This window comes from Streptomyces sp. CMB-StM0423 (assembly GCF_002847285.1).
Lineage (GTDB): Bacteria > Actinomycetota > Actinomycetes > Streptomycetales > Streptomycetaceae > Streptomyces.
The window spans coordinates 3,060,089-3,078,919 of sequence record NZ_CP025407.1 but is presented as its reverse complement, the minus strand read 5'-3'; the positions used below and the strand labels follow the sequence as shown (position 1 = coordinate 3,078,919).

Annotated in this window: 15 protein-coding genes; 10 read left to right on the top strand and 5 right to left on the bottom strand. The window is 75.1% G+C overall.

The window, feature by feature from the left end; translation table 11 throughout:
* Positions 1–92 precede the first annotated feature (92 nt).
* Positions 93–1,124, bottom strand: coding sequence for an RNA polymerase sigma factor (locus CXR04_RS13020; protein WP_101422125.1), 1,032 nt, complete (start codon positions 1,122–1,124; stop codon positions 93–95).
* Positions 1,125–1,449: 325 nt separating this feature from the next.
* On the opposite strand from CXR04_RS13020, the gene CXR04_RS13015 reads away from it, so the two are divergent.
* Positions 1,450–2,871, top strand: coding sequence for a cell division protein PerM (locus CXR04_RS13015; protein WP_159072310.1), 1,422 nt, complete (start codon positions 1,450–1,452; stop codon positions 2,869–2,871).
* A gap of 119 nt (positions 2,872–2,990) precedes the next feature.
* Here CXR04_RS13015 and CXR04_RS13010 read toward each other — a convergent pair whose 3' ends face one another.
* Positions 2,991–4,121, bottom strand: a complete 1,131-nt coding sequence (locus tag CXR04_RS13010; protein ID WP_159072309.1) for a hypothetical protein — start codon at positions 4,119–4,121, stop codon at positions 2,991–2,993.
* Positions 4,122–4,345: 224 nt separating this feature from the next.
* On the opposite strand from CXR04_RS13010, the gene purN reads away from it, so the two are divergent.
* A complete protein-coding gene (gene purN / locus CXR04_RS13005; RefSeq protein ID WP_101422121.1) occupies positions 4,346–4,993 on the top strand; it encodes a phosphoribosylglycinamide formyltransferase in 648 nt (215 codons plus the stop codon).
* A complete protein-coding gene (gene purH / locus CXR04_RS13000) occupies positions 4,986–6,596 on the top strand; it encodes a bifunctional phosphoribosylaminoimidazolecarboxamide formyltransferase/IMP cyclohydrolase (RefSeq protein WP_101422119.1) in 1,611 nt (536 codons plus the stop codon). Before purN ends, purH begins: the two co-directional genes overlap by 8 nt.
* 78 nt (positions 6,597–6,674) lie before the next feature.
* On the opposite strand, the gene CXR04_RS12995 is transcribed toward purH, so the two are convergent.
* The gene (locus tag CXR04_RS12995; protein ID WP_101422117.1) at positions 6,675–7,256 is read right to left on the bottom strand and encodes a hypothetical protein; all 582 of its coding nucleotides are present in this window, start codon (positions 7,254–7,256) and stop codon (positions 6,675–6,677) included.
* A gap of 110 nt (positions 7,257–7,366) precedes the next feature.
* On the opposite strand from CXR04_RS12995, the gene CXR04_RS12990 reads away from it, so the two are divergent.
* The 6 genes from CXR04_RS12990 to CXR04_RS35815 all read left to right on the top strand — a co-directional run bounded on the left by CXR04_RS12990 (position 7,367) and on the right by CXR04_RS35815 (position 14,262).
* Positions 7,367–8,275, top strand: coding sequence for a bifunctional methylenetetrahydrofolate dehydrogenase/methenyltetrahydrofolate cyclohydrolase (locus CXR04_RS12990; protein WP_101422115.1), 909 nt, complete (start codon positions 7,367–7,369; stop codon positions 8,273–8,275).
* Positions 8,275–8,658 carry a DUF3017 domain-containing protein gene (locus CXR04_RS12985; RefSeq protein WP_101422113.1) on the top strand — a complete coding sequence of 128 codons (384 nt, stop codon included), beginning with the start codon at positions 8,275–8,277 and terminating at the stop codon, positions 8,656–8,658. The genes CXR04_RS12990 and CXR04_RS12985 overlap by 1 nt, the downstream gene beginning before the upstream one ends.
* Before the next feature lie 172 nt (positions 8,659–8,830).
* Positions 8,831–10,306: a helix-turn-helix domain-containing protein gene (locus CXR04_RS36415; RefSeq protein WP_101422111.1), complete on the top strand. Its 1,476-nt coding sequence runs from the start codon at positions 8,831–8,833 to the stop codon at positions 10,304–10,306.
* A gap of 286 nt (positions 10,307–10,592) precedes the next feature.
* Positions 10,593–11,591 carry a malate dehydrogenase gene (locus CXR04_RS12975; RefSeq protein ID WP_101422109.1) on the top strand — a complete coding sequence of 333 codons (999 nt, stop codon included), beginning with the start codon at positions 10,593–10,595 and terminating at the stop codon, positions 11,589–11,591.
* A gap of 432 nt (positions 11,592–12,023) precedes the next feature.
* Positions 12,024–12,212: a 50S ribosomal protein L32 gene (gene rpmF / locus CXR04_RS12970; RefSeq protein WP_442802374.1), complete on the top strand. Its 189-nt coding sequence runs from the start codon at positions 12,024–12,026 to the stop codon at positions 12,210–12,212.
* Positions 12,213–13,476: 1,264 nt separating this feature from the next.
* Entirely contained in the window at positions 13,477–14,262 is a 786-nt protein-coding gene (locus CXR04_RS35815; protein WP_234380856.1) for a PsbP-related protein, read from the top strand.
* Between the two features lie 1,779 nt (positions 14,263–16,041).
* Here CXR04_RS35815 and CXR04_RS12960 read toward each other — a convergent pair.
* Together CXR04_RS12960 and CXR04_RS12955 are read right to left on the bottom strand one after the other, a co-directional pair.
* Positions 16,042–16,785, bottom strand: coding sequence for an isocitrate lyase/PEP mutase family protein (locus tag CXR04_RS12960; protein WP_101426338.1), 744 nt, complete (start codon positions 16,783–16,785; stop codon positions 16,042–16,044).
* 5 nt (positions 16,786–16,790) lie between these two features.
* The gene (locus tag CXR04_RS12955; protein WP_101422107.1) at positions 16,791–17,261 is read right to left on the bottom strand and encodes a carboxymuconolactone decarboxylase family protein; all 471 of its coding nucleotides are present in this window, start codon (positions 17,259–17,261) and stop codon (positions 16,791–16,793) included.
* Positions 17,262–17,307: 46 nt separating this feature from the next.
* Here CXR04_RS12955 and pdxR point away from each other — a divergent pair, with 46 nt between their 5' ends.
* Complete coding sequence (pdxR, locus tag CXR04_RS12950; RefSeq protein ID WP_101422105.1) at positions 17,308–18,816, top strand: MocR-like pyridoxine biosynthesis transcription factor PdxR; 1,509 nt, start codon at positions 17,308–17,310, stop codon at positions 18,814–18,816.
* The last annotated feature ends 15 nt before the right edge of the window (positions 18,817–18,831 follow it).

The following is an 18,831-nucleotide window of genomic DNA, read 5'->3' as shown; positions in this document are numbered from 1 at the left end:
GCGCAGGTCTCGGCGGAGGCCCCCGTTACGGAACGAGAGCGGGCCCGCCCCACCCGGGGCGGGCCCGCTCTCGCGTGCCGGGGAGGTGCGCGTCAACCTGACGTGCCGCGGACGGGTCCCACGGACGGGTGGTCCCGTTCGCCCGCGGGCGCGGCGGCTGGACCGGGCGCGAGCGGCGTGGCGGGCGGACCGTAGCCGGAGCCGACGGCGGGGCCCGGGGTACGGAATCCCGGTGCGGGCGGGGCGCCGTGGCCGGGGGCGGGCGGCCAGACGGACCTGCCGGTCAGCCACGCCGGCTTCACCGGTGACGTGGCTCTGTTGCGGGCCTGGATCTCACCGGTGACGGAGACGACGGCGGCGATCAGGAAGATGACGGCGGCCAGCAGGGCGTAGCGGCGCAACTGCCGGTCGGTACGGCGCTCGCTGCGCTGCCGTGCCGTGCCCGGGGGCAGGGTGCGTATCGGCTGCGCCGCGGCGAACCGCCGCAGCCGGGCGCGCAGCTCCTCCGCCCGCCTGCGCTCCGGCAGCGCCCCCAGCTCCGGCACGGCTTCGGCCAGCGCCTCGTGCGCGTGCGTGACCCGCCCGGCGGTGGCGACGGTGCTGGCCTCCAGCTCGGCGGCGGCTTCGGGCAGGTCGAGCCCGACGACGTCGTAGACGACGACGGCGCTGCGGTACGACTGCGGCAGCGCCCGCAGCGCCGCGAACACCCGCCGGTCCGCCTCCTCGCCGCAGCCCTCCTCCCCGCCCGCCCCGTCCCGGCCGAGCTCGTCCTCACCCGCCGCCTCCCCGCGCCGCGCCCGGCGCCGCCACCGGGCGCGCAGCCACTCCCAGGGCTCCTGCACGTACCCGAACGCCGCCGCCCGCACCCACCCCGGCGGATCCCGGTCCGTGGCCACCTCCGGCCACCGCTCCCACGCCAGGTGGAAGGCGCGCTCGACGGCGTCGCGGGTCAGGGCGTGGTCGCCGGTGAGCAGGTATGTGTGCCGGGTGACGTCAGCGGCGCAGCGCTGGTAGAGCGCGTCGTACGCGGCCTCCGCGGCGGCGGCCGTGGTGTCGGCGGCGGCCGCGGAGTTCCGCGCGGCGGCGGCCCGCCGGCCGGCGCGGTACGCCTGGCTCCCGTACACGCCGACCCGGTGCGCCCGGCCCGCCGCCGCCCGGTTCCGGGGCGTCCCGCCGGCCGGCCCAAGTCCGTATGCTCCGGTCCCTCCGGTCCACGTGTCCGCCCCCGCCCCCGCCCCGGCCAGGCCCACGACCGGGATCTCCTCGGTGTCTTCCAGATCGGGAGACCGCCCCTGCCCGCGCCGCCGCCGGCGCCTCTCCCGGGGCCCGAGCGGGACCGGCGGCCCGGGCGGCGGGGATATGTCAGGGTCCATAGCACCATCGTGGCCAACACGACGGGCAAAGGCTCGTTACCAGGGCGAAACGGGTTAATTTGGCACCATGGCGGCCGTGAGCCAATTGACCGACCTCGCCCCGTCGTTATCGCCCCGGCACCAGGCCCAGGGCGCCCGCAGCGCCGCCGTCGTCGCGGCGCTGGCGAGCGGATTCCTCGCCGCCGGCCTCGGCCTCGGCTTTCTCGCCGTGCTCGTGCTGCTGCTGTGGATCACGTCCCCATACCCCGACAGCGGTCCGGGCGGCGCCCTGCACATCGTTGCCGACCTGTGGCTTCTCGCCCACGGCGCCGATCTCGTACGCACCGAGACGCGCACCGGCACGCCCGCCCCCGTCGGCCTCACCCCGCTGCTGCTCACGGCGCTGCCCGTCTTCCTCCTGCACCGCGGCGCGCGCGACGCGCTCACCCCGCAGGACGGCAGGCCGCAGCTCGCGCCGCTGGCCACCGGCGCGTGGGTGGCCTGCGGCTACCTCGCCGTCGCCGCCGGGGTCACCGGCTACGCGCTGGGCGGGCCGCTGCACGCCGCGCCGCCCAGCGTCGCCGCGGTGGTGCCGCTGACGGTGGCGGCGGCCACCGCCGCCGGGGTGTGGTCCGCGGCCGGGACGCCCGCCGTGCTGCTGCCCCGCCGCTGGCACCCGGGCGCCGCCGACGCCCGGGCCGGGGCTGCTCCGCGCGCGGAGGCCGCCGCGCGGGCGGGCGCTGCGGGGGTCTTCGCGCTGCTCGGCGGCGGGGCGCTGCTGTGCGCGGTCGCCCTTGTCGCGCACGCGGCCGTCGCGCAGGAGCACTTCCTGTCCCTGTCCACGACGGTCTCCGGCCGGTTCGGTGTCTTCCTCCTCGCGCTGGCGCTGCTGCCGAACGCCGCGATGTGGGCGGCGGCGTACGGGCTCGGGCCCGGCTTCGCCGTCGGGGCGGGGAGCACGGTGACGCCGCTGGGCGCCGCCGACTACCCCGTGCAGCCCGTCTTCCCGCTGCTCGCCGCGGTGCCGGGGGAAGGCCCCGGCGGGCCGCTGACCTGGGCCGCCGCGGCGGTTCCTGCGGTGGCGGGCATCGTCGTCGGGTGCCTTTCGGGGCGGGCCGCGGCGCCGGTGGCGGGGGAGCGGGAGCCGAGTTGGCGGTGGTGGCCCACGGTGTGGGTGACGGCGCTGGCGGCGCTCGGCTGCGGCGCGGGCACGGCCGCGGTGGCGTGGCTCGCCGGCGGGCCGCTCGGCACGGAGACGCTGGCGGCCTTCGGGCCGGTGTGGTGGCAGGCCGGCGGTGCGGCGGTGGCGTGGACGGCGGTGGTCGGGGTGCCGGTGGCGCTCACGGTACGGGCCGTCCGGCTGCGCGGCGCGGCGCCGCTGCCGGTGCAGACGTCGGTGGCGGCGCCCCGCGGGCGCGTACGGCCGCGGCGGTGGACCTGGGGGCGGCAGGGCTGGCCGCTGTGGGAGCCGCGTTCACGGCTGGCGGAGGAGTGGGAGGAGGAACCGGGCGGCGACTGACGCCGTGCGAGAGGAGCCGACGCCGTACGGCACGAGCCGACGCCGTACGCACCGTGCCCGGGCGCCGCCGCAGCGGGGCGCCCGGGCACGTACGTGACCGACTGCTCTGCTGCTCGCGCTCAGTCGCGCTCGAAGAACGTCCGCAGCGGCTTGGGCAGTTCGTTGGTGCAGTGGTCCTTCGACGCCTCGGTGAGCGCGTCGCTGCGGCAGCTGAAGTAGTCGCGGTACGCGATCTGCACCGAGAACCCGATCAGCACGATGGACAGCGTGATGCCTGCCGCCACGATGCCGGTGATCGCCGCCGTGGTGTGCGGGCGGCCGCCCCGGGCCCGGCGCTGCACCGGCTGGCCGTAGGCGTCCGTGCCGCCGCCGTTGGCGCGGCCGTTGGCGGCCGCGCCGTTGCCCGGCGCGCGGGACTTGCCGCGGAGCGCGTCGATGCCCCAGTAGAGGGCGAGCGAACCGAGGAGCAGGGCCAGCGGCCACCAGTTGAACAGGGCGAAGAAGAAGCCCCACATGCCGGCGAGCAGCGCGTACCGCGAGCGGCGCTGCACCGGGTCGGTCGGGTCCCAGCGCAGGTTCTTCCCCGGCCCGTCGCCGTTGTCGCGGCCGTTGTCCCGGCCGTTGTCGCGGCCCGGTCCCTGCCCGTCGCCGGAGCCGCCGGGACCGGGACCCTGGCCCTGCGGGCCACCCGGTCCCTGCTGGCCGTGGTCGCCGCCGCCCCAACCGCCGTGCCCGGGGGGCGGCTGGTGGCTGCTCCACTGGTTGCCCCACGGGGGCGGCGGCTGGTCCTGACCGCCGTTCTGCCCGTTGCCCTGCCCGTTGCCCTGGCCGTCCTGACCGCCCTGGCCGCCGTGCTGCGGCCCGCCCTGGCCGCCGCCACCGGGCGATCCCTGCGGGCCCTGCGGCGGTTGCCCCTGCGGCGGCGCGTCCTGCGGCCCGGGACCGTTCTGCGGCGGACCCTGCGGCGGAGCACCGTAAGGCCCGGGCCCGTACTGCGGCCCGCCCTGCGGCTGCCCCTGGCCGCCCTGTCCGCCCGGCGTCCCCTGGCCGCCCTGCCCGCCGCCCTCCGGCGGGGGCGCCGGCGCCTCGGGGTCCGACGGCGGCCTGGAGTCGCGGTACACGACGCCGCCTTGTCCGGGCACGAGCACGTCCCGGGGCGCGCCGAACCAGCCGGGGGACTGCGAAGGGCCCCCGGCCGCTGCGGGGACGGGGCGTCGGAGGGCCGCGCTGCGGCGTCGGTCCTGCTGCATCTGGACGGCGTCGTCTCCTCAGGTCGTCTGCCCGCGCGGCCGGGGCGCGTGCGCGGGCGCGCGTAACTGCTACCGGAGACGCTACCCCGCCCGGCCTGGCGCGGCCCCGCCAGGGGACGCCCGGTATGGTGGCAGACGTCCGCCGCCCCTCCCCGGGACCCCTGGCACCCCAGGGTCTCGCGGCTCGTACGGACACACAATCGCCCGCCGAAGAGAGATCCCCCGTGGTTCCGCATGCGCCCGCCCGCCTCGTCGTGCTCGTCTCCGGCTCCGGTACGAATCTGCAGGCCCTGCTCGACGCCGTCGCCGGGCAGGGGGCGGACGCCTACGGCGCCGAGGTCGTCGCGGTCGGCGCCGACCGCACCGCCGAGGCCGGCGCCGCCGGGCTGCTGCGCGCGGAGCGCGCCGGGCTGCCGACGTTCGTCTGCCGGGTCCAGGACTTCGCCACCCGCGCGGAGTGGGACCGGGCGCTGGCCGAGGCCACGGCCGCGTACGAGCCGGACCTCGTGGTCTCGGCCGGGTTCATGAAGATCGTGGGGAAGGAGTTCCTGGCCCGCTTCGGCGGCCGGTTCGTCAACACCCACCCCGCGCTGCTCCCCAGCTTCCCGGGCGCCCACGCCGTACGCGACGCGCTCGCGCACGGCGTGAAGGTCACCGGGTGCACCGTCCACTTCGTCGACGAAGGCGTCGACACCGGCCCGATCATCGCGCAGGGCGCGGTCGAGGTCCGCGAGGAGGACCACAGGGACGGGGGCGAGGCGCTGCACGAGCGCATCAAGGCAGTCGAACGGCGGCTGCTCGTCGACGTCGTGGGCCGGCTGGCCCGGGACGGGTACCGCGTCGAGGATCGAAAGGTTCGGTTCGGTGAGTAATTCTGGGTCCCCGGGCAAGGCAGGTTCCGCGTCGGAAGAGGCTGCCGGGGCTGACTCCCGGCGGCCGGTACGCCGCGCGCTGATCAGCGTCTACGACAAGACCGGCCTGGAGGAGCTGGCCCGCGGGCTGCACGGGGCCGGGGTCGCGCTCGTCTCCACCGGCTCGACGGCCGCGCGCATCGCGGCCGCCGGCGTGCCGGTGACGAAGGTCGAGGAGCTGACCGGCTTCCCCGAGTGCCTGGACGGCCGGGTCAAGACCCTGCACCCGCGGGTGCACGCCGGCCTCCTCGCCGACCTGCGCCTCGACGACCACCGGCGGCAGCTCGCGGAGTTGGGCGTCGAGCCGTTCGAGCTGCTGGTGAGCAACCTCTACCCGTTCGCCGAGACCGTCGCCTCCGGCGCCTCGCCCGACGAGTGCGTGGAGCAGATCGACATCGGCGGCCCGTCGATGGTCAGGGGCGCGGCGAAGAACCACCCGTCGGTCGCCGTCGTCGTCAACCCGGCGCGCTACGACGAGGTGCTCAAGGCCGTCGGGGACGGCGGCTTCGACCTGGCGCAGCGCAAGCGGCTCGCGGCGGAGGCGTTCCAGCACACGGCGGCGTACGACGTGGCCGTGGCCAACTGGTTCGCCGCGGACTACGCCCCCGCGGACGAAGGACCGCAGGACTTCGTCGGTGCCGCCTACACCCGGCTGAACCCCCTGCGCTACGGCGAGAACCCGCACCAGGCCGCGGCCCTCTACACCGACGGCTCCGGTGCCGGCCTGCCCGGCGCCGAGCAGGTGCACGGCAAGGAGATGTCGTACAACAACTACGTCGACACCGAGGCCGCCCGCCGCGCCGCGTACGACCACGAGCGCCCCTGCGTCGCCGTCATCAAGCACGCCAACCCCTGCGGCATCGCCGTCGCCGACGACGTCGCCGAGGCGCACCGCAAGGCGCACGCCTGCGACCCCGTGTCCGCGTACGGCGGCGTGATCGCCGTCAACCGGCCGGTGTCGAAGGAGATGGCCGAGCAGGTCGCGGAGATCTTCACCGAGGTCATCGTGGCGCCGGAGTACGAGGACGGGGCGCTGGAGGCGCTGACGCGGAAGAAGAACATCCGCATCCTGCGCAGCGCCGGGACGCCGCAGCGCGGGCAGGAGTTCCGGCCCGTCGACGGCGGGCTGCTGGTGCAGGAGCGGGACGTCTTCCAGGCCGAGGGCGACGACCCGGCGGGCTGGCAGCTCGCCGCGGGCGCGGGCCTCGACGCGGCGGGCCTCGCGGACCTGGCGTTCGCCTGGCGGGCGTGCCGCGCGGTGAAGTCCAACGCGATCCTGCTGGCGAAGCACGGCGCCACCGTGGGCGTCGGCATGGGCCAGGTCAACCGCGTCGACTCGGCGAAGCTCGCCGTGCAGCGCGCGGGCGCGGAGCGCGCGGCCGGGGCGTACGCCGCCTCGGACGCCTTCTTCCCGTTCCCCGACGGTCTCGAGGTGCTGCTCGACGCGGGGGTACGGGCCGTGGTGCAGCCGGGCGGCTCGATCCGCGACGAGCAGGTGATCGAGGCCGCGCAGAAGGCGGGCGTGACCATGTACCTCACCGGCGCACGGCACTTCTACCACTGAGGACCGCGGGCCCGGCAGGCCCAGACGAACGGAGCCCCGCTTCGCCGGCGGGGCTCCGTTCGTACACGTAGACGAATGTCACGGCCTGGGGCGGGAGAACCAGCGCCCGGAGTCGCGGTTCGCGACCATCACGATCGAGATGATGCCGAGCGTGATCCAGATGATGCCGAACGGGAGCGCCACCACACCGAAGAGGATGAGGAAGCTCAGCCACACGATGCTGCCGACGCGCACGCCCCCCGCGCCCCTGCCGAACAGCGAGGCGAGGACGATGCCCAGGATCGCGTGCACCAGGTAGATGCCGGCGACCACGGCCACCGCCTCGGCCGGGACCTCGACGCCCGAGCCTTCCTCGAAGCCGTCCTCGAAGGCATCCGGGTCGACCGCGATGCCGATGAGCAGCACGACTGAGAGCAGGGACTGCAGCCCGGCCGAGATGAACATCATGATGCGGGCGGCGGTCGCCTTGCCCGGGATGCTCGTCGGATAGCCGCCGCCGTCGCCGTACGGGCCGGGGCCGCCCGGGTACGCCGGATACGGCTGGCTGGCGCCGGGGTACTGCGGGTAGCCGTAAGGCTGCTGCTGGGCAGGCTGCTGCTGCGCCTGCTGTTGCTGGCCCTGGGGCCCGCCGTAGGGGTTGTTCTGGTCGGGGAGGCTCACGGTGCCCTTCTTCCGCGGTTTTGGAGTACTGACACACTGACCTGGCCCGAGGACGGCTGTCCAGACCGGCTGATTGGTCTGTTACCCGCAGCATCGGGGAGGATGGGGCCATGACCGCCCAGATTCTCGACGGCAGGGCCACCGCGGCCGCGATCAAGTCCGAGCTTGCCACGCGCGTGCAGGCGCTCAAGGGCCGGGGTGTCACGCCCGGCCTCGGAACCCTCCTGGTCGGCGACGACCCGGGCAGCCAGAAGTACGTCGCGGGCAAGCACCGCGACTGCGCCGAAATCGGCATCGCCTCGATCCAGCGCGAGCTGCCCGCCACGGCCACGCAGGAGCAGATCGAGGCGGTCGTCCGCGAGCTGAACGAGGACCCGGACTGCACCGGCTACATCGTGCAGTTGCCGCTGCCGCGGGACATCGACGAGAACCGGGTGCTGGAGCTGATCGACCCGGCCAAGGACGCCGACGGGCTGCACCCCACGAACCTGGGCCGGCTCGTGCTCAACGAGCCGGCGCCGCTGCCCTGCACCCCCAACGGCGTCATCCGGCTGCTGCGCCGGTTCGGCGTGGAGCTGAACGGGGCGCACGTCGTGGTCGTCGGGCGCGGCGTCACCATCGGGCGGTCGCTGCCGCTGATGCTCACCCGCAAGTCCGAGAACGCCACGGTCACCCAGTGCCACACCGGCACCCGCGACCTCGCCGGGCACCTCCGGCAGGCCGACGTCGTCGTGGCCGCGGCCGGCTCGCCGCACCTGATCAAGCCGGCCGACATCCGCCCGGGCGCCGCCGTCCTGGACGTCGGCGTGAGCCGCGACGAGCACGGCAAGATCGTCGGGGACGTACACCCGGGCGTCGCGGACGTCGCGGGCTGGCTGTCGCCGAACCCGGGCGGGGTGGGGCCGATGACTCGGGCGATGCTGCTGGTCAACGTCGTGGAGGCGGCGGAGACCGCGACGGGGGCGAACGGGGCCGCCGGTACGTCCGGGATGGGCACGGCCGCGCCGGCGGCGCCGTGATGGCCCGCCGCACGGCGTTCCCCACCCGCGGCACGGTCCGCCCCGAGGGCGGCGGCCGGGCGGCGTCCGGCCATGCCCCGCCGCCGGTGCGGCAGTGGCCGATACTCCTGGTGCTCGCGATAGCGGCGGCCGGGCTGATCACGGTGGCCGCGGGCCCGTTCCGCGAGGGCTCGCTGATCGTCGGCGGGGCACTGCTCGTCGGCGGCGTGCTGCGCTGGACGGTGCCGGAGGTGGGCATGCTGGCGGTGCGGTCCCGGTTCACGGACATCGTGACGTTCGGGGTGCTGGGCCTGGCGATCGTGCTGCTGGCGCTGGTCGCGATGCCGGACCCGTGGCTTGAGGTGCCGTTCCTGGAGGACGCGGTCCACTTCTCCGTACGCTGACGGGCCGGCGCCTGCACCGGGCCCGGCTGGGGTCGGCGGGGGGTCTGGCCGGGGTCCGCGAAGGGGCCGGCGGGGGGCGGGATCATACCCGGGATCTCCACGTCCGCGCTGGCAGATGCGATGCTGGAGCGGGAGCGCGTCACGGGGGCCAAGGGGGAACAAGGGAGTAGCGATGCCTCGCTGGAAGGAGCTGCCGGAGGAGCTCGACCCGCAGATCCGGGACTTCGCCGCACACCTGCGCCGGCTGGTAGACCGCAGCGGCCTGACCGTGTCCGAGGTCGCGGACCGCACCGGGTACAGCAGGTCGTCGTGGGAGCGCTACCTCAACGGGCGGCTGATGCCGTCGCGCGAGTCGGTCGTCGCGTTCGCGGAGGTGACGGGCGCGCGGGACGACCAGCTCATGACCGAGTGGAGCGTGGCGGACCGCGCCTGGAGCCGGGCGGAGCTGCGGAACGAGTCGGCGCTACGCGCCCTGCGGGCGGCACGGCCCGACTCGGATGCCCCGCCCGCTTCGGAGCCCGGCCGCCAGGGGCGGGGACTGCGGGGGGTCCTGGGCCGGGGCAGGGGACGCGGCGAGGAGATACCCGGTGCGGGGGAGACGGCGCCCCTCGGCGGGACCGGGGGCGCGCCGCGGGGTGCGGAGAGGCCCGTACACCCGGACGCGACGGAGCGCTCGGCGGTACGTCCCGGACCTCCGCCGCCGCCGGAGCGGCGGGCGACGGGGGCGGCCGGGGAGGGCGACGCGGGGACGGGAGTCGGCGAGAGAACCGGGGCCGGGATAGGGGCCGGGATCGGGGCTGCGGCGGCGAAGGGGGCCGGGCTCGGTTCGGACACCGGGGGCGACGACGGTTCCGGCACGGGGGCCGATGCCGGGGGGAACGCCGGACGCAACGCCAAAAGCCACGCCATCGACCCCGCCGCCCGGGATACCGACGAGACCACCAAACTCCGCGCGCTCTCCCGCCCCACCCCGCCGCCCGCACCGGAGCCGGCCGGCGAGACGGCACGTACCCGGCCGATATCCACCGCACCCGCTCCCGCCCCGCCCGCCGCGGCGCCCGCGCGGAAGAACTGGCCCCTGCGCCGCGTGCTCCTCGCCGGCCTCGTCACCCTGCTGCTCGCCGGGAGCGGCGTCGGCGTCGTCTACGTCGGCCACGGCCTGATCTCCGACCCCGGCGTCGAGGAACAGCAGAAGCCCCGCGGCGGCCCGGAGCCCGACTCCAGCCCGGCGGGGAAGTCGTCGGGCTCCGGGTCCGGGGCCGAGTCGCCGTCCGAGACGGCGGAGTTGCCCGAGGGCGTGGAGTGCCAGGGCGACGACTGCACGGGCAAGGACGCCGACGAGATGGGCTGCGGCGGCGACTTCGCCCGTACGACCACGGAGACGACCATCGGCGACATGGTCCTGGAGATCCGCTACAGCGAACCCTGCAAGGCGGCATGGGCCCGTATCACCGCCGCGGAGCCCGGCTCGACGGTCACCGCGCTGGCCGAGGTGCCGGGCGAGGAGCCGGTACGCGAGGACTCGTCGGCCGGGACGAGCGAGGGCTACACGGCGATGGTCGTGGCGGAGGAACTGGACGCCGTACGGGCGTGTGCGGAACTGCCGGACGGGACCGCGGCCTGTACGAAGGGGACGCTGCCGTCGTAGCCGTCGTAGCCGTCGTAGCCGTCGTAGCCGTCGTAGCCGTCGTAGGCGTCGTGGCCGTAGGCGTAGGCGTGCCGTGGTCGCCGTCGTAGGCGTCGGGCAGGGTGCAACCCCCCTTCCCGCCCGTACCGGCAACTCCGCCTCACCCGCCGTCGTGACCGGGCCCATACCGGCCGCCCACCGGCACTCCGTGCCAGTCGGATAGATTGACCCCCCGGGGGCACGGCTGCCCTTGGCCGCCCGGGCCCCGCCAGCCCGTACGTCGCGCCCCCTCATCGGAGAGATCACCATGACCCGCACTCCCGACAGCCCCGTCACCGTCACCGTCACCGGCGCGGCCGGCCAGATCGGCTACGCGCTGCTCTTCCGTATCGCCTCCGGCCAGCTCCTCGGCCCGGACGTGCCGGTCAAGCTGCGGCTGCTGGAGATCACCCCGGCCCTCGGCGCCGCCGAGGGCACGGCGATGGAGCTCGACGACTGCGCGTTCCCGCTGCTGCGCGGCATCGACATCACCGACGACCCGAACGTCGCCTTCGCCGGCGCCAACGTCGCGCTGCTCGTCGGCGCCCGCCCGCGGACGAAGGGCATGGAGCGCGGCGACCTGCTGGAGGCCAACGGCGGCATCTTCAAGCCGCAGGGCAAGGCCATCAACGACCACGCCGCGGACGACATCAAGGTCCTCGTCGTCGGCAACCCCGCCAACACCAACGCGCTCATCGCCCGCGCCGCCGCCCCGGACGTACCGGCCGAGCGGTTCACGGCGATGACCCGCCTCGACCACAACCGCGCGCTGTCGCAGCTCGCGAAGAAGACGGGCGCAGCGGTCGGCGACATCAAGAAGCTGACGATCTGGGGCAACCACTCGGCGACCCAGTACCCGGACGTCTTCCACGCCGAGATCGCGGGGAAGAACGCCGCCGAGGTCGTCAACGACGAGAAGTGGCTGGCCGACGAGTTCATTCCGACCGTCGCCAAGCGCGGCGCGGCCATCATCGAGGCGCGCGGCGCCTCGTCGGCGGCGTCGGCGGCCAACGCGGCGGTGGACCATGTGTACTCGTGGGTCAACGGCACGGCGCAGGGCGACTGGGTCTCGATGGGCATCCCGTCGGACGGCTCGTACGGCGTGCCGGAGGGGCTGATCTCGTCGTACCCGGTGACGTGCGCGGACGGTGCGTACGAGATCGTGCAGGGGCTGGAGATCAACGAGTTCTCGCGGACCCGCATCGACGCCTCGGTGAAGGAGCTTGCGGAGGAGCGCGAGGCGGTACGGGGCCTCGGGCTGGTCTGACCGCCTGGCGCTGCTGGCCGCTGTTTGCCGCCTGCCGCCTGCTGTTTGCCGCTTGCCGCGGCGGGTCCTCCTGGGGGAGGGTCCGCCGCGGTTTTTGTGTGGCGGGGATATTCGGTTGCGGCCTGCCGGGGGTGGTCTCTACGGTCTGGCGCATGGTCTCCGAGCCGGTCGACACACCCGAGGCGCACTAGCGCCCTCGCGCCGGCCCCGCGGGTAGCGGGGCTGCTTCGGCTTGCCCTGCTCGACCATCTCGTCTCCGGGACGTATCCCCGTGCTTCCTCAGTTGCCTTTGCTTTGCGCTCGTACGCGTGCGCATGCGCGTCCGTACGTGCATCCAGACACAGCCTTGGTTCTCCGGCCTCTGGTCGGGCGGGATCCCCCGCCCGCGTTCGCCGCACCCCAGCGAACGTCCACCGGAGGAAGGAAACCAGCGTGTCCAGCTCGATGTTCAGGAAGAAGTCGCGGGCCCGGGTCCGCCACCACCGCGCGCAGTGGCGCGGCCGGGTCTCCGTGCCCGCGCTGATGACGTGCCCGAACGCGGCGTGCGGCGAGCCCAAGCCGCTGCACACCGCGTGCCCGAACTGCGGGCAGTACAAGGGGCGTCAGGTCTACCGCCCGTAGCGCGTCTGAAGGCACCCCGCCCGGGCTTGCCGGCCTGGGCGGGGTGTCGGCGTGTGGAGGGGAGCCGGATCGGGGGCGGGGGCCGTATCCGGACGGGTGCGTTGTCGGGCGGCGGGGGCGCGAGGGGCCGAGTCCTCGGTACGGTTCGGTGTGCCGGCGGAGGGCGCGGTGCCGGGGGCGAGTCCGGGCGGGGCGTGCTGTGTTGCCCGTGCGGGGCTCTCGGAGACCTGGGGGACAGGAGACTGACATGAGCAGCGGCGGGTCGTACGGGGACGAGGACGAACAGCAGGGGCGGCAGGGACCGGAGGTCCCCCCACCACCGACGATCCCGCCGCGGCCGGCGGAGGCGCCGACGGGGGGCTCTGAGGCGCCCGTGGGTGACGAGGAGCCGGATGCACCGGCCGTAGGCGACGGGACGACATCCGGAGAGGACGCGGGGGAGGAGACTCCGGCCGTGGAGTCCGACGACGTGTCAGCCTCGTCGCCACCGCAGGATCAGGTCCCGGAGGACGGGGTGCCCGAGGACACGGCGCCCGAGGACAGGGTTCCCGGCCGGCCGGTGGAAGACGGGGACGACGAAGCGACGAACTCTGTTGCGGATGAGGCGCCGTCGCCGTCGTCGTCGGCAGCGGAGCGGGAGTGGTGGGAGGACCGGGCTGCGGACGCGTCGTCGGCGGGGCCGGACTGGGCGGCGGGCGGGAAGGACGACGTACCGCCGCGGCCGACGGTGGCGCCTGCGGATGTGCCGGATGTGCCGGATGGGTCGGCGGATGCCGGTGCGGAGGCGGTTTCGGATGCCAAGCCGCCGGTTGCGTCGGGCGCGGAGCTGCCGGGGGAGTCACAGGACTCCGAGGCGGAGCCGCGGGATGCTGAGGCGGAGCCGGCGGGCGCAGGGGCTGAACTGCCCGCGTTGAGGGTGCCGGAAGGGGCCACCGGTTCGAGGGCTGAGCCGCCGGCGTTGAGGGTGCCCGACTGGTGGGCGGGGGCCGGCAGTTCGGCACCGCCGCCGACTGCGCCCGACTGGTCCGAAGCCCCCGGCCCCATCCCACCGCCACCGGCCACGGCTCCCGACTGGGGCGCGCCGAGCGGCCCCGAGGTGCAGGCCCCGCCCCCGCCTCCGGAGTTGCCGACGCAGTCCGCCCACCCGCCGCCCCCCACGGCACCGGGCTGGGGCCCGGAACCGGCCCCCGGAGTACTCCCGCCGCCGCCGCCGGACGTGCCGACGCAGGCTGCGACTCCGCCGCCGGAGCCGGGGTACCCGGCGGTGCACGGGCAGGAGCAAGAGCAGGCGTACGGGTACGGGCAGGACGCCGCGTACGACCCCTACGCCGGTGGCTACACCCCGTACCCCGGCTACGAACTCGGCATCGAGCCCGGGCGCCCGCGGCGACGCGGCGGGGTCATCGCGGCGGTGGTGGGCCTCGTGGTGATCGTGGCCAGCGGGCTCATCGCCGGCGGCTGGCTGCTGCTCGGCGGGGACGACGACGGCGAGCAGGCGGCAGAACCGCAGCGCAGCGCCGCGGCGGACCCCAAGTCCCCGAAGGAGGACCCTGCTCCGTCGTCCGAGCCGCCGTCGCCGTCGTCGTCGCCTTCGGAGTCTGTCGTACCGCCGGGCTATGCGCTTGCGAGGGAGAACGAGTACTCGCTGGCCGTACCGGAGGATTGGGAGCGGCGTGTCGACGGGGTGTCCGTGTTCTATGAAGAGCCGTTCGCGGGGGGCGCGTTCATCCAGGTCTACGAGGTGACCGAGCAGGTCAGCCCGTATGAGGCGGTGCAGATCATCGAGGGCACGAAGGAGAACGCGGAAGGCTACCGGCTCAACGAGCTGGCGGATCTGGGTCACGCCGCGGAGTACGACTACTCGTACATCGACGAGGAACTGGGCCCGCGGCGGGTCTTGCTGCACGACCTTGAGGCTGAGGACGGAAAGATGTACGCGCTGCTGACCTCGGGCCCGGAGACGGCCTGGCCGCAGCAGCGGGAGGTCGTGGACGAGATGACGGCATCGTTCTGCACGGGGGCGGATTGCGGGGTAGCGGGCGGGGCTTGAGCCGGGGGCGGTTTCCCGGCGCCTCGGGCCTCTTCCGCTGTGTCGACAGCCACCCGCGTCTTCCCTTGCGCCCGTCCAAGGTGTGCGCCGGGTCTGGTGCGTTCGCTCCCGTACGTCCCGTCACGCCCGCCCGAGGTATGCGCCGGGTCTGCTACTTCCGTTCACGCCCGTGCATCCCCTCACACCCGCCCAAGGTATGCGCCGGGTCTGCTACTTCCGTTCACGCCCGTGCATCCCCTCACGCTCGCCCAAGGTATGCGCCGGGTCTGTTGCGTTCCCTCTCGTACATCCCCTCACGCCCGCCCAAGGGTATGCGCCTGCTCTGACAGCGCGGGGGTAGCGGGGCGTTGAGCTGGTACGTCGTGGGGGTGGGACCGGATGCGGGGGTACGGTGCCGGGTTGGCGGTGGTGCGTGGGGTGGGCCGGTTCCGGGGGTGGCGGCGAGGGGAGTGGCCGTGTCGTAAAGGCTCCCCCCGGGCCACCCCGCTGTTGAGTGTGCGGGCCTGCGTCCGGTGTCAAGGGCGCTCCTCTCCGCTTCGCTGCGAGGAGCGTCGCTTCGCGATGGGGCTTCGCCCCACCCCTGACACCGGACTCCGGCCCGAAAGACCGGCGGCTATGGGTGGCCCGGAGGGAGCGGGCACCCTAACACTGCGCTACGAAGGCGGAGCCCCGCGGACGGGGTGCCGGACTGCCGGGCGCCGGGCCCTCCCCGCTCGCCGAGGTCCCGGCCGACGTGGGAAGACGGAGGCGGCCGGGCCCGATCGCCGATGCCCCCGCCGGACCGGGCCGGGCCGCCGGACGCCGGGTCTTCCCCGATCGCCGAGGTCCCCGCCGGACGGCGGCGGACCCACGGAGCCGGGCCGCCCCCATCCCCGATGCCCCCGCCGGACCGGGGCGGAAGCCGGCGATGGCTGCGCTCCGTTGCGGATGTGCCCCGGCGGACGGGGCGGGCCCACGGCTCTGGGGTCTGTCCGGTCGACGTCGTCACCGTGCGCGTGGGTGGGCGAAAGTCGGCCCGTGGGGGTGATTTGTCCTGGTTGGTTGAAGGTGTTGCCGTGAGTTTGTCTCGGTTGCGGATGTTCGGAGTCGCCTGGGGTGTCGTCGGACCGCCTGGGGGCCGGTGGGTGCGCGCGGGTGGGCGAAAGTCTGGCCCCTTGGGTGATTTGGGATGGTATTCGACGTGGGTTACCGCGAGTTCGGCCCGTTGACGTGCCCTCGGGGGCTCTCAGGCTGCGGGTTCGGGGCCCTGGTCCCGTGCGTGCGCGTAGGTGGGCGAAAGGCCGGGCCCGGGAGTCGATTTCGGTCGGATTCCGGGGTGTTACCGCGAGTTACGGTCGGTTTTCTCCGGCCTGGTGGCTGGGCCGGTCCTCTGGCTCGGTTCGGGGTGGGGGCGAGGGCGCTAGCGCCGGTTGTCCCGGGCCATCGCCGGTGCTGTCGGGCCCGCGTTGTTCTGCGGCGCCGGCCTGCGGTCGAGGTGGGCCCAGTGCTCACAACCCACGTCCGGCCTCCTCGTACGCGACCTCGTCCACCCCGGCTCCGTACCCCCGTAGCGGAGCCGGCAGCCGCCGTCCGCCGGGCCGCCGCGTACCCCGCTGCCCTCCCCGTCGTCCGGGCGTCCTTCTCGTCGGGGTTGGCCGGCGCGCGCTCCCCCGGGGCCGGTTTCCTTCCCCCGGGGGCAGGCCCCCCTCCGTCCGGGTAACCCCGTCGTCCCTCGGCGTGCGTGGTTGCGTTGCGCCGACTCCCGGTTCCCCGTCGCCCGGCCCGCTTCCCTTCCCCGCCCTACCCCCTCCCCAACTCCCTCGCCAGTTCCTCCACCCCCCTCAGCGTCCTCTCCAGCAACCCGCCCCCGAACGTGATCCTGCTCGCCCCCAGCCTCCCCAGCTCCGCAGGCCCCGGACCCTGACCAGAACCCGGGCCCGCCGCCAGGGCGTTCACCGGCAAGCCCGTCTCCTGCGCCAGCAGGGCCAGGTGCCTCGGCGGCGCCCCGATCGGGTACACCCCGTCCGCCCCCGCCGCCGCGTACAGCCTGCCCCGTTCCACCGCCGCTCCCGGGTCCTCCACCCCCCGCACGAACGTGTCCACCCGGGCGTTGATGAACAGCCCGTCCCCCGCCTCCGCCCTGACCTCCGCCAGGAACTCCGCCTGTTCCGCCGCCTCCCGCAGGGTCTTGCCCGGGTGCACCGTGTCCTCCAGGTTGCAGCCCACCGCCCCCGCCGCCAGCAGCCGTTCGACCAGTTCCCGCGGCCGCAGGCCGTAGCCCGCCTCCACGTCCGCCGTCACCGGTACGTCCACCGCGCGCGTGATCCGCGTGATCGCCGCGAACATCTCCGCCACGGGCGTCGCCTCCCCGTCTCCGTAGCCCAGGGCCCTCGCGATGCCCGCGCTCGGCGTTGCCAGCGCCGCGAAGCCCGCGTCCGCGAACACGCGGGCGCTCGCCGCGTCCCACGGGCCCGGCAGCACCAGCGGGTCCCTCGCCTCCCTGCCGTGGTGCAGCGCCCGGAACTCCTCGACTCCTCCCGCCACGTCCCTCACGCCCCCTGCTCGTACTGACCCGGCGTGTAGTCCCCCGCCTTCGCTCTGCTCGTCACGCACCACCGGTTCCACGCGTTGATCACCGTCAGCACCCCGATCAGCCGCGCCAGTTCCTGCTCCCCGAAGTGCTTCGCCGCCCGCTCGTACACCTCGTCCGGTACGAACCCGTCCGTCAGCACCGTCACCGCATCCGCCAGCGCCAGTGCCGCCCGCTCCTTCTCCGTGTACAGGTGCGGCACCTCCTCCCAGGCGTTCAGCAGGTACAGCCGCTGCTCCGTCTCGCCGGCCGCGCGCGCGTCCTTCCAGTGCATGTCGATGCAGTACGCGCAGTGGTTGATCTGGGAGGCGCGGAGCTTCACCAGTTCGTAGACGACCGGATCGAGGCCCTTCTTGGCCGCTTGCTCCACCCTGACCAGGGCGCGGTGGACGTCGGGGGCGAGTGCGAAGAGGTCGAGACGCTGAGTCATGCCTCCCACGCTAGATCTTCATATCCCAGATGTATGGTCCATTTCCATGGCGGATTCCTGGGCCACTTCAGCGGAGCTGCGCGACTTCCACCGCTCCCTCGACCTGCACGTCGACGTACGCGCCGGCACCCGCGGCGCCGGTGCCGCGCTCACCGGGTCACTGCGCGACGCGGTACGCACCGGGCGGCTCGCCCCCGGCACCCGGCTGCCCTCGTCCCGGGCGCTGGCCGCCGACCTGGGCGTGGCGCGCAACACGGTGGCCGACGCGTACGCCGAACTCGTCGCCGAGGGCTGGCTGACCGCCCGGCAGGGCTCCGGCACCCGCGTCGCCGCCCGCAGCGAGCCCCGCCGCACCACGCCCCAGGCGCACGCCCCCGCGCACGAGCCGCCGCGCCACCTCCTCGACCGGCAGGCCGCCTACAACCTCCTCCCCGGCGCCCCCGACGCCGCCCGCTTCCCCCGCGCCGCCTGGGCCGCCGCCGCGCGGCGGGCGCTCACCGCGGCGCCCTCGGCGGCCTTCGGGCACCAGGGCCCCGGCGGGCGGGTGGAGCTGCGGCGGGCGCTCGCCGGGTATCTGGCGCGGGCGCGCGGGGTGTACGCGGAGCCGGAGCGGATCGTGGTCTGCGCCGGGTTCACCGGCGGGCTGCGGCTGCTGGCCGAGGTACTACGGGCCGAGGGCGCCCGCCGGGTCGCCGTCGAGCCGTACGGGCTCGGGCTGCACCGCCGTCTCCTCACCGATGCCGGGCTGCGGACGGTGCCGCTGCCGTACGACGCCGAGGGCATCGCCACCGCCGCCCTGCCCGCGACCGGCGCCGGCGCCGTCCTCCTCACCCCGGCGCACCAGTTCCCCACCGGCGTCCCCCTCGCCCCCGAACGGCGCGCGGCGGCCGTCGACTGGGCGCGGGCGACGGGCGGGGTGGTGCTCGACGACGACTACGACGGCGAGTTCCGCTACGACCGGCAGCCGGTGGGGGCGCTCCAGTCCCTCGACCCGGAGCACGTCGCGCACCTGGGTACCGCCAGCAAGAGCCTCTCGCCCGCGCTGCGGCTGGGCTGGATGGTGCTGCCGGAGCGGCTGTTGCGCGGGGTGCACGCGGTGCAGTCGCTGAGCCGTACGCCGCCGGGGGTGGTCGATCAGCTCACCCTCGCCGAGTTCCTGGACTCCGGCGGCTACGACCGCCACGTACGCGCCGCCCGCCAGCGCTACCGCCGCCGCCGCGACCGTCTCGTCGCCGAACTCGCCCGGCGGGCGCCCCGGGTGACCGTCACCGGGATCGCGGCGGGCCTGCACGCCGTCGTACGCCTCCCGCCTGGCACCGAGCGGCGGGTGCTGGCGCGGGCGGCGGATGAGGGGCTCGCGGTGGCCCGGCTGGGGGCGTACGCGTACGGCAACGCGGCGTGGGAGGAGGGCGGCGACTTCACGGCGCCGGCCCCGGCGGGGGAGGCGCCGGGGGTGCAGGGGGAGGCGCTGGTGGTGGGGTACGGGACGCCGCCTGACCACCTGTACCCGGCGGCGCTGGGAGCGCTGTGCCGGGTGCTGGAGGCGGAGACGTAGGGGTACGGACCCGTC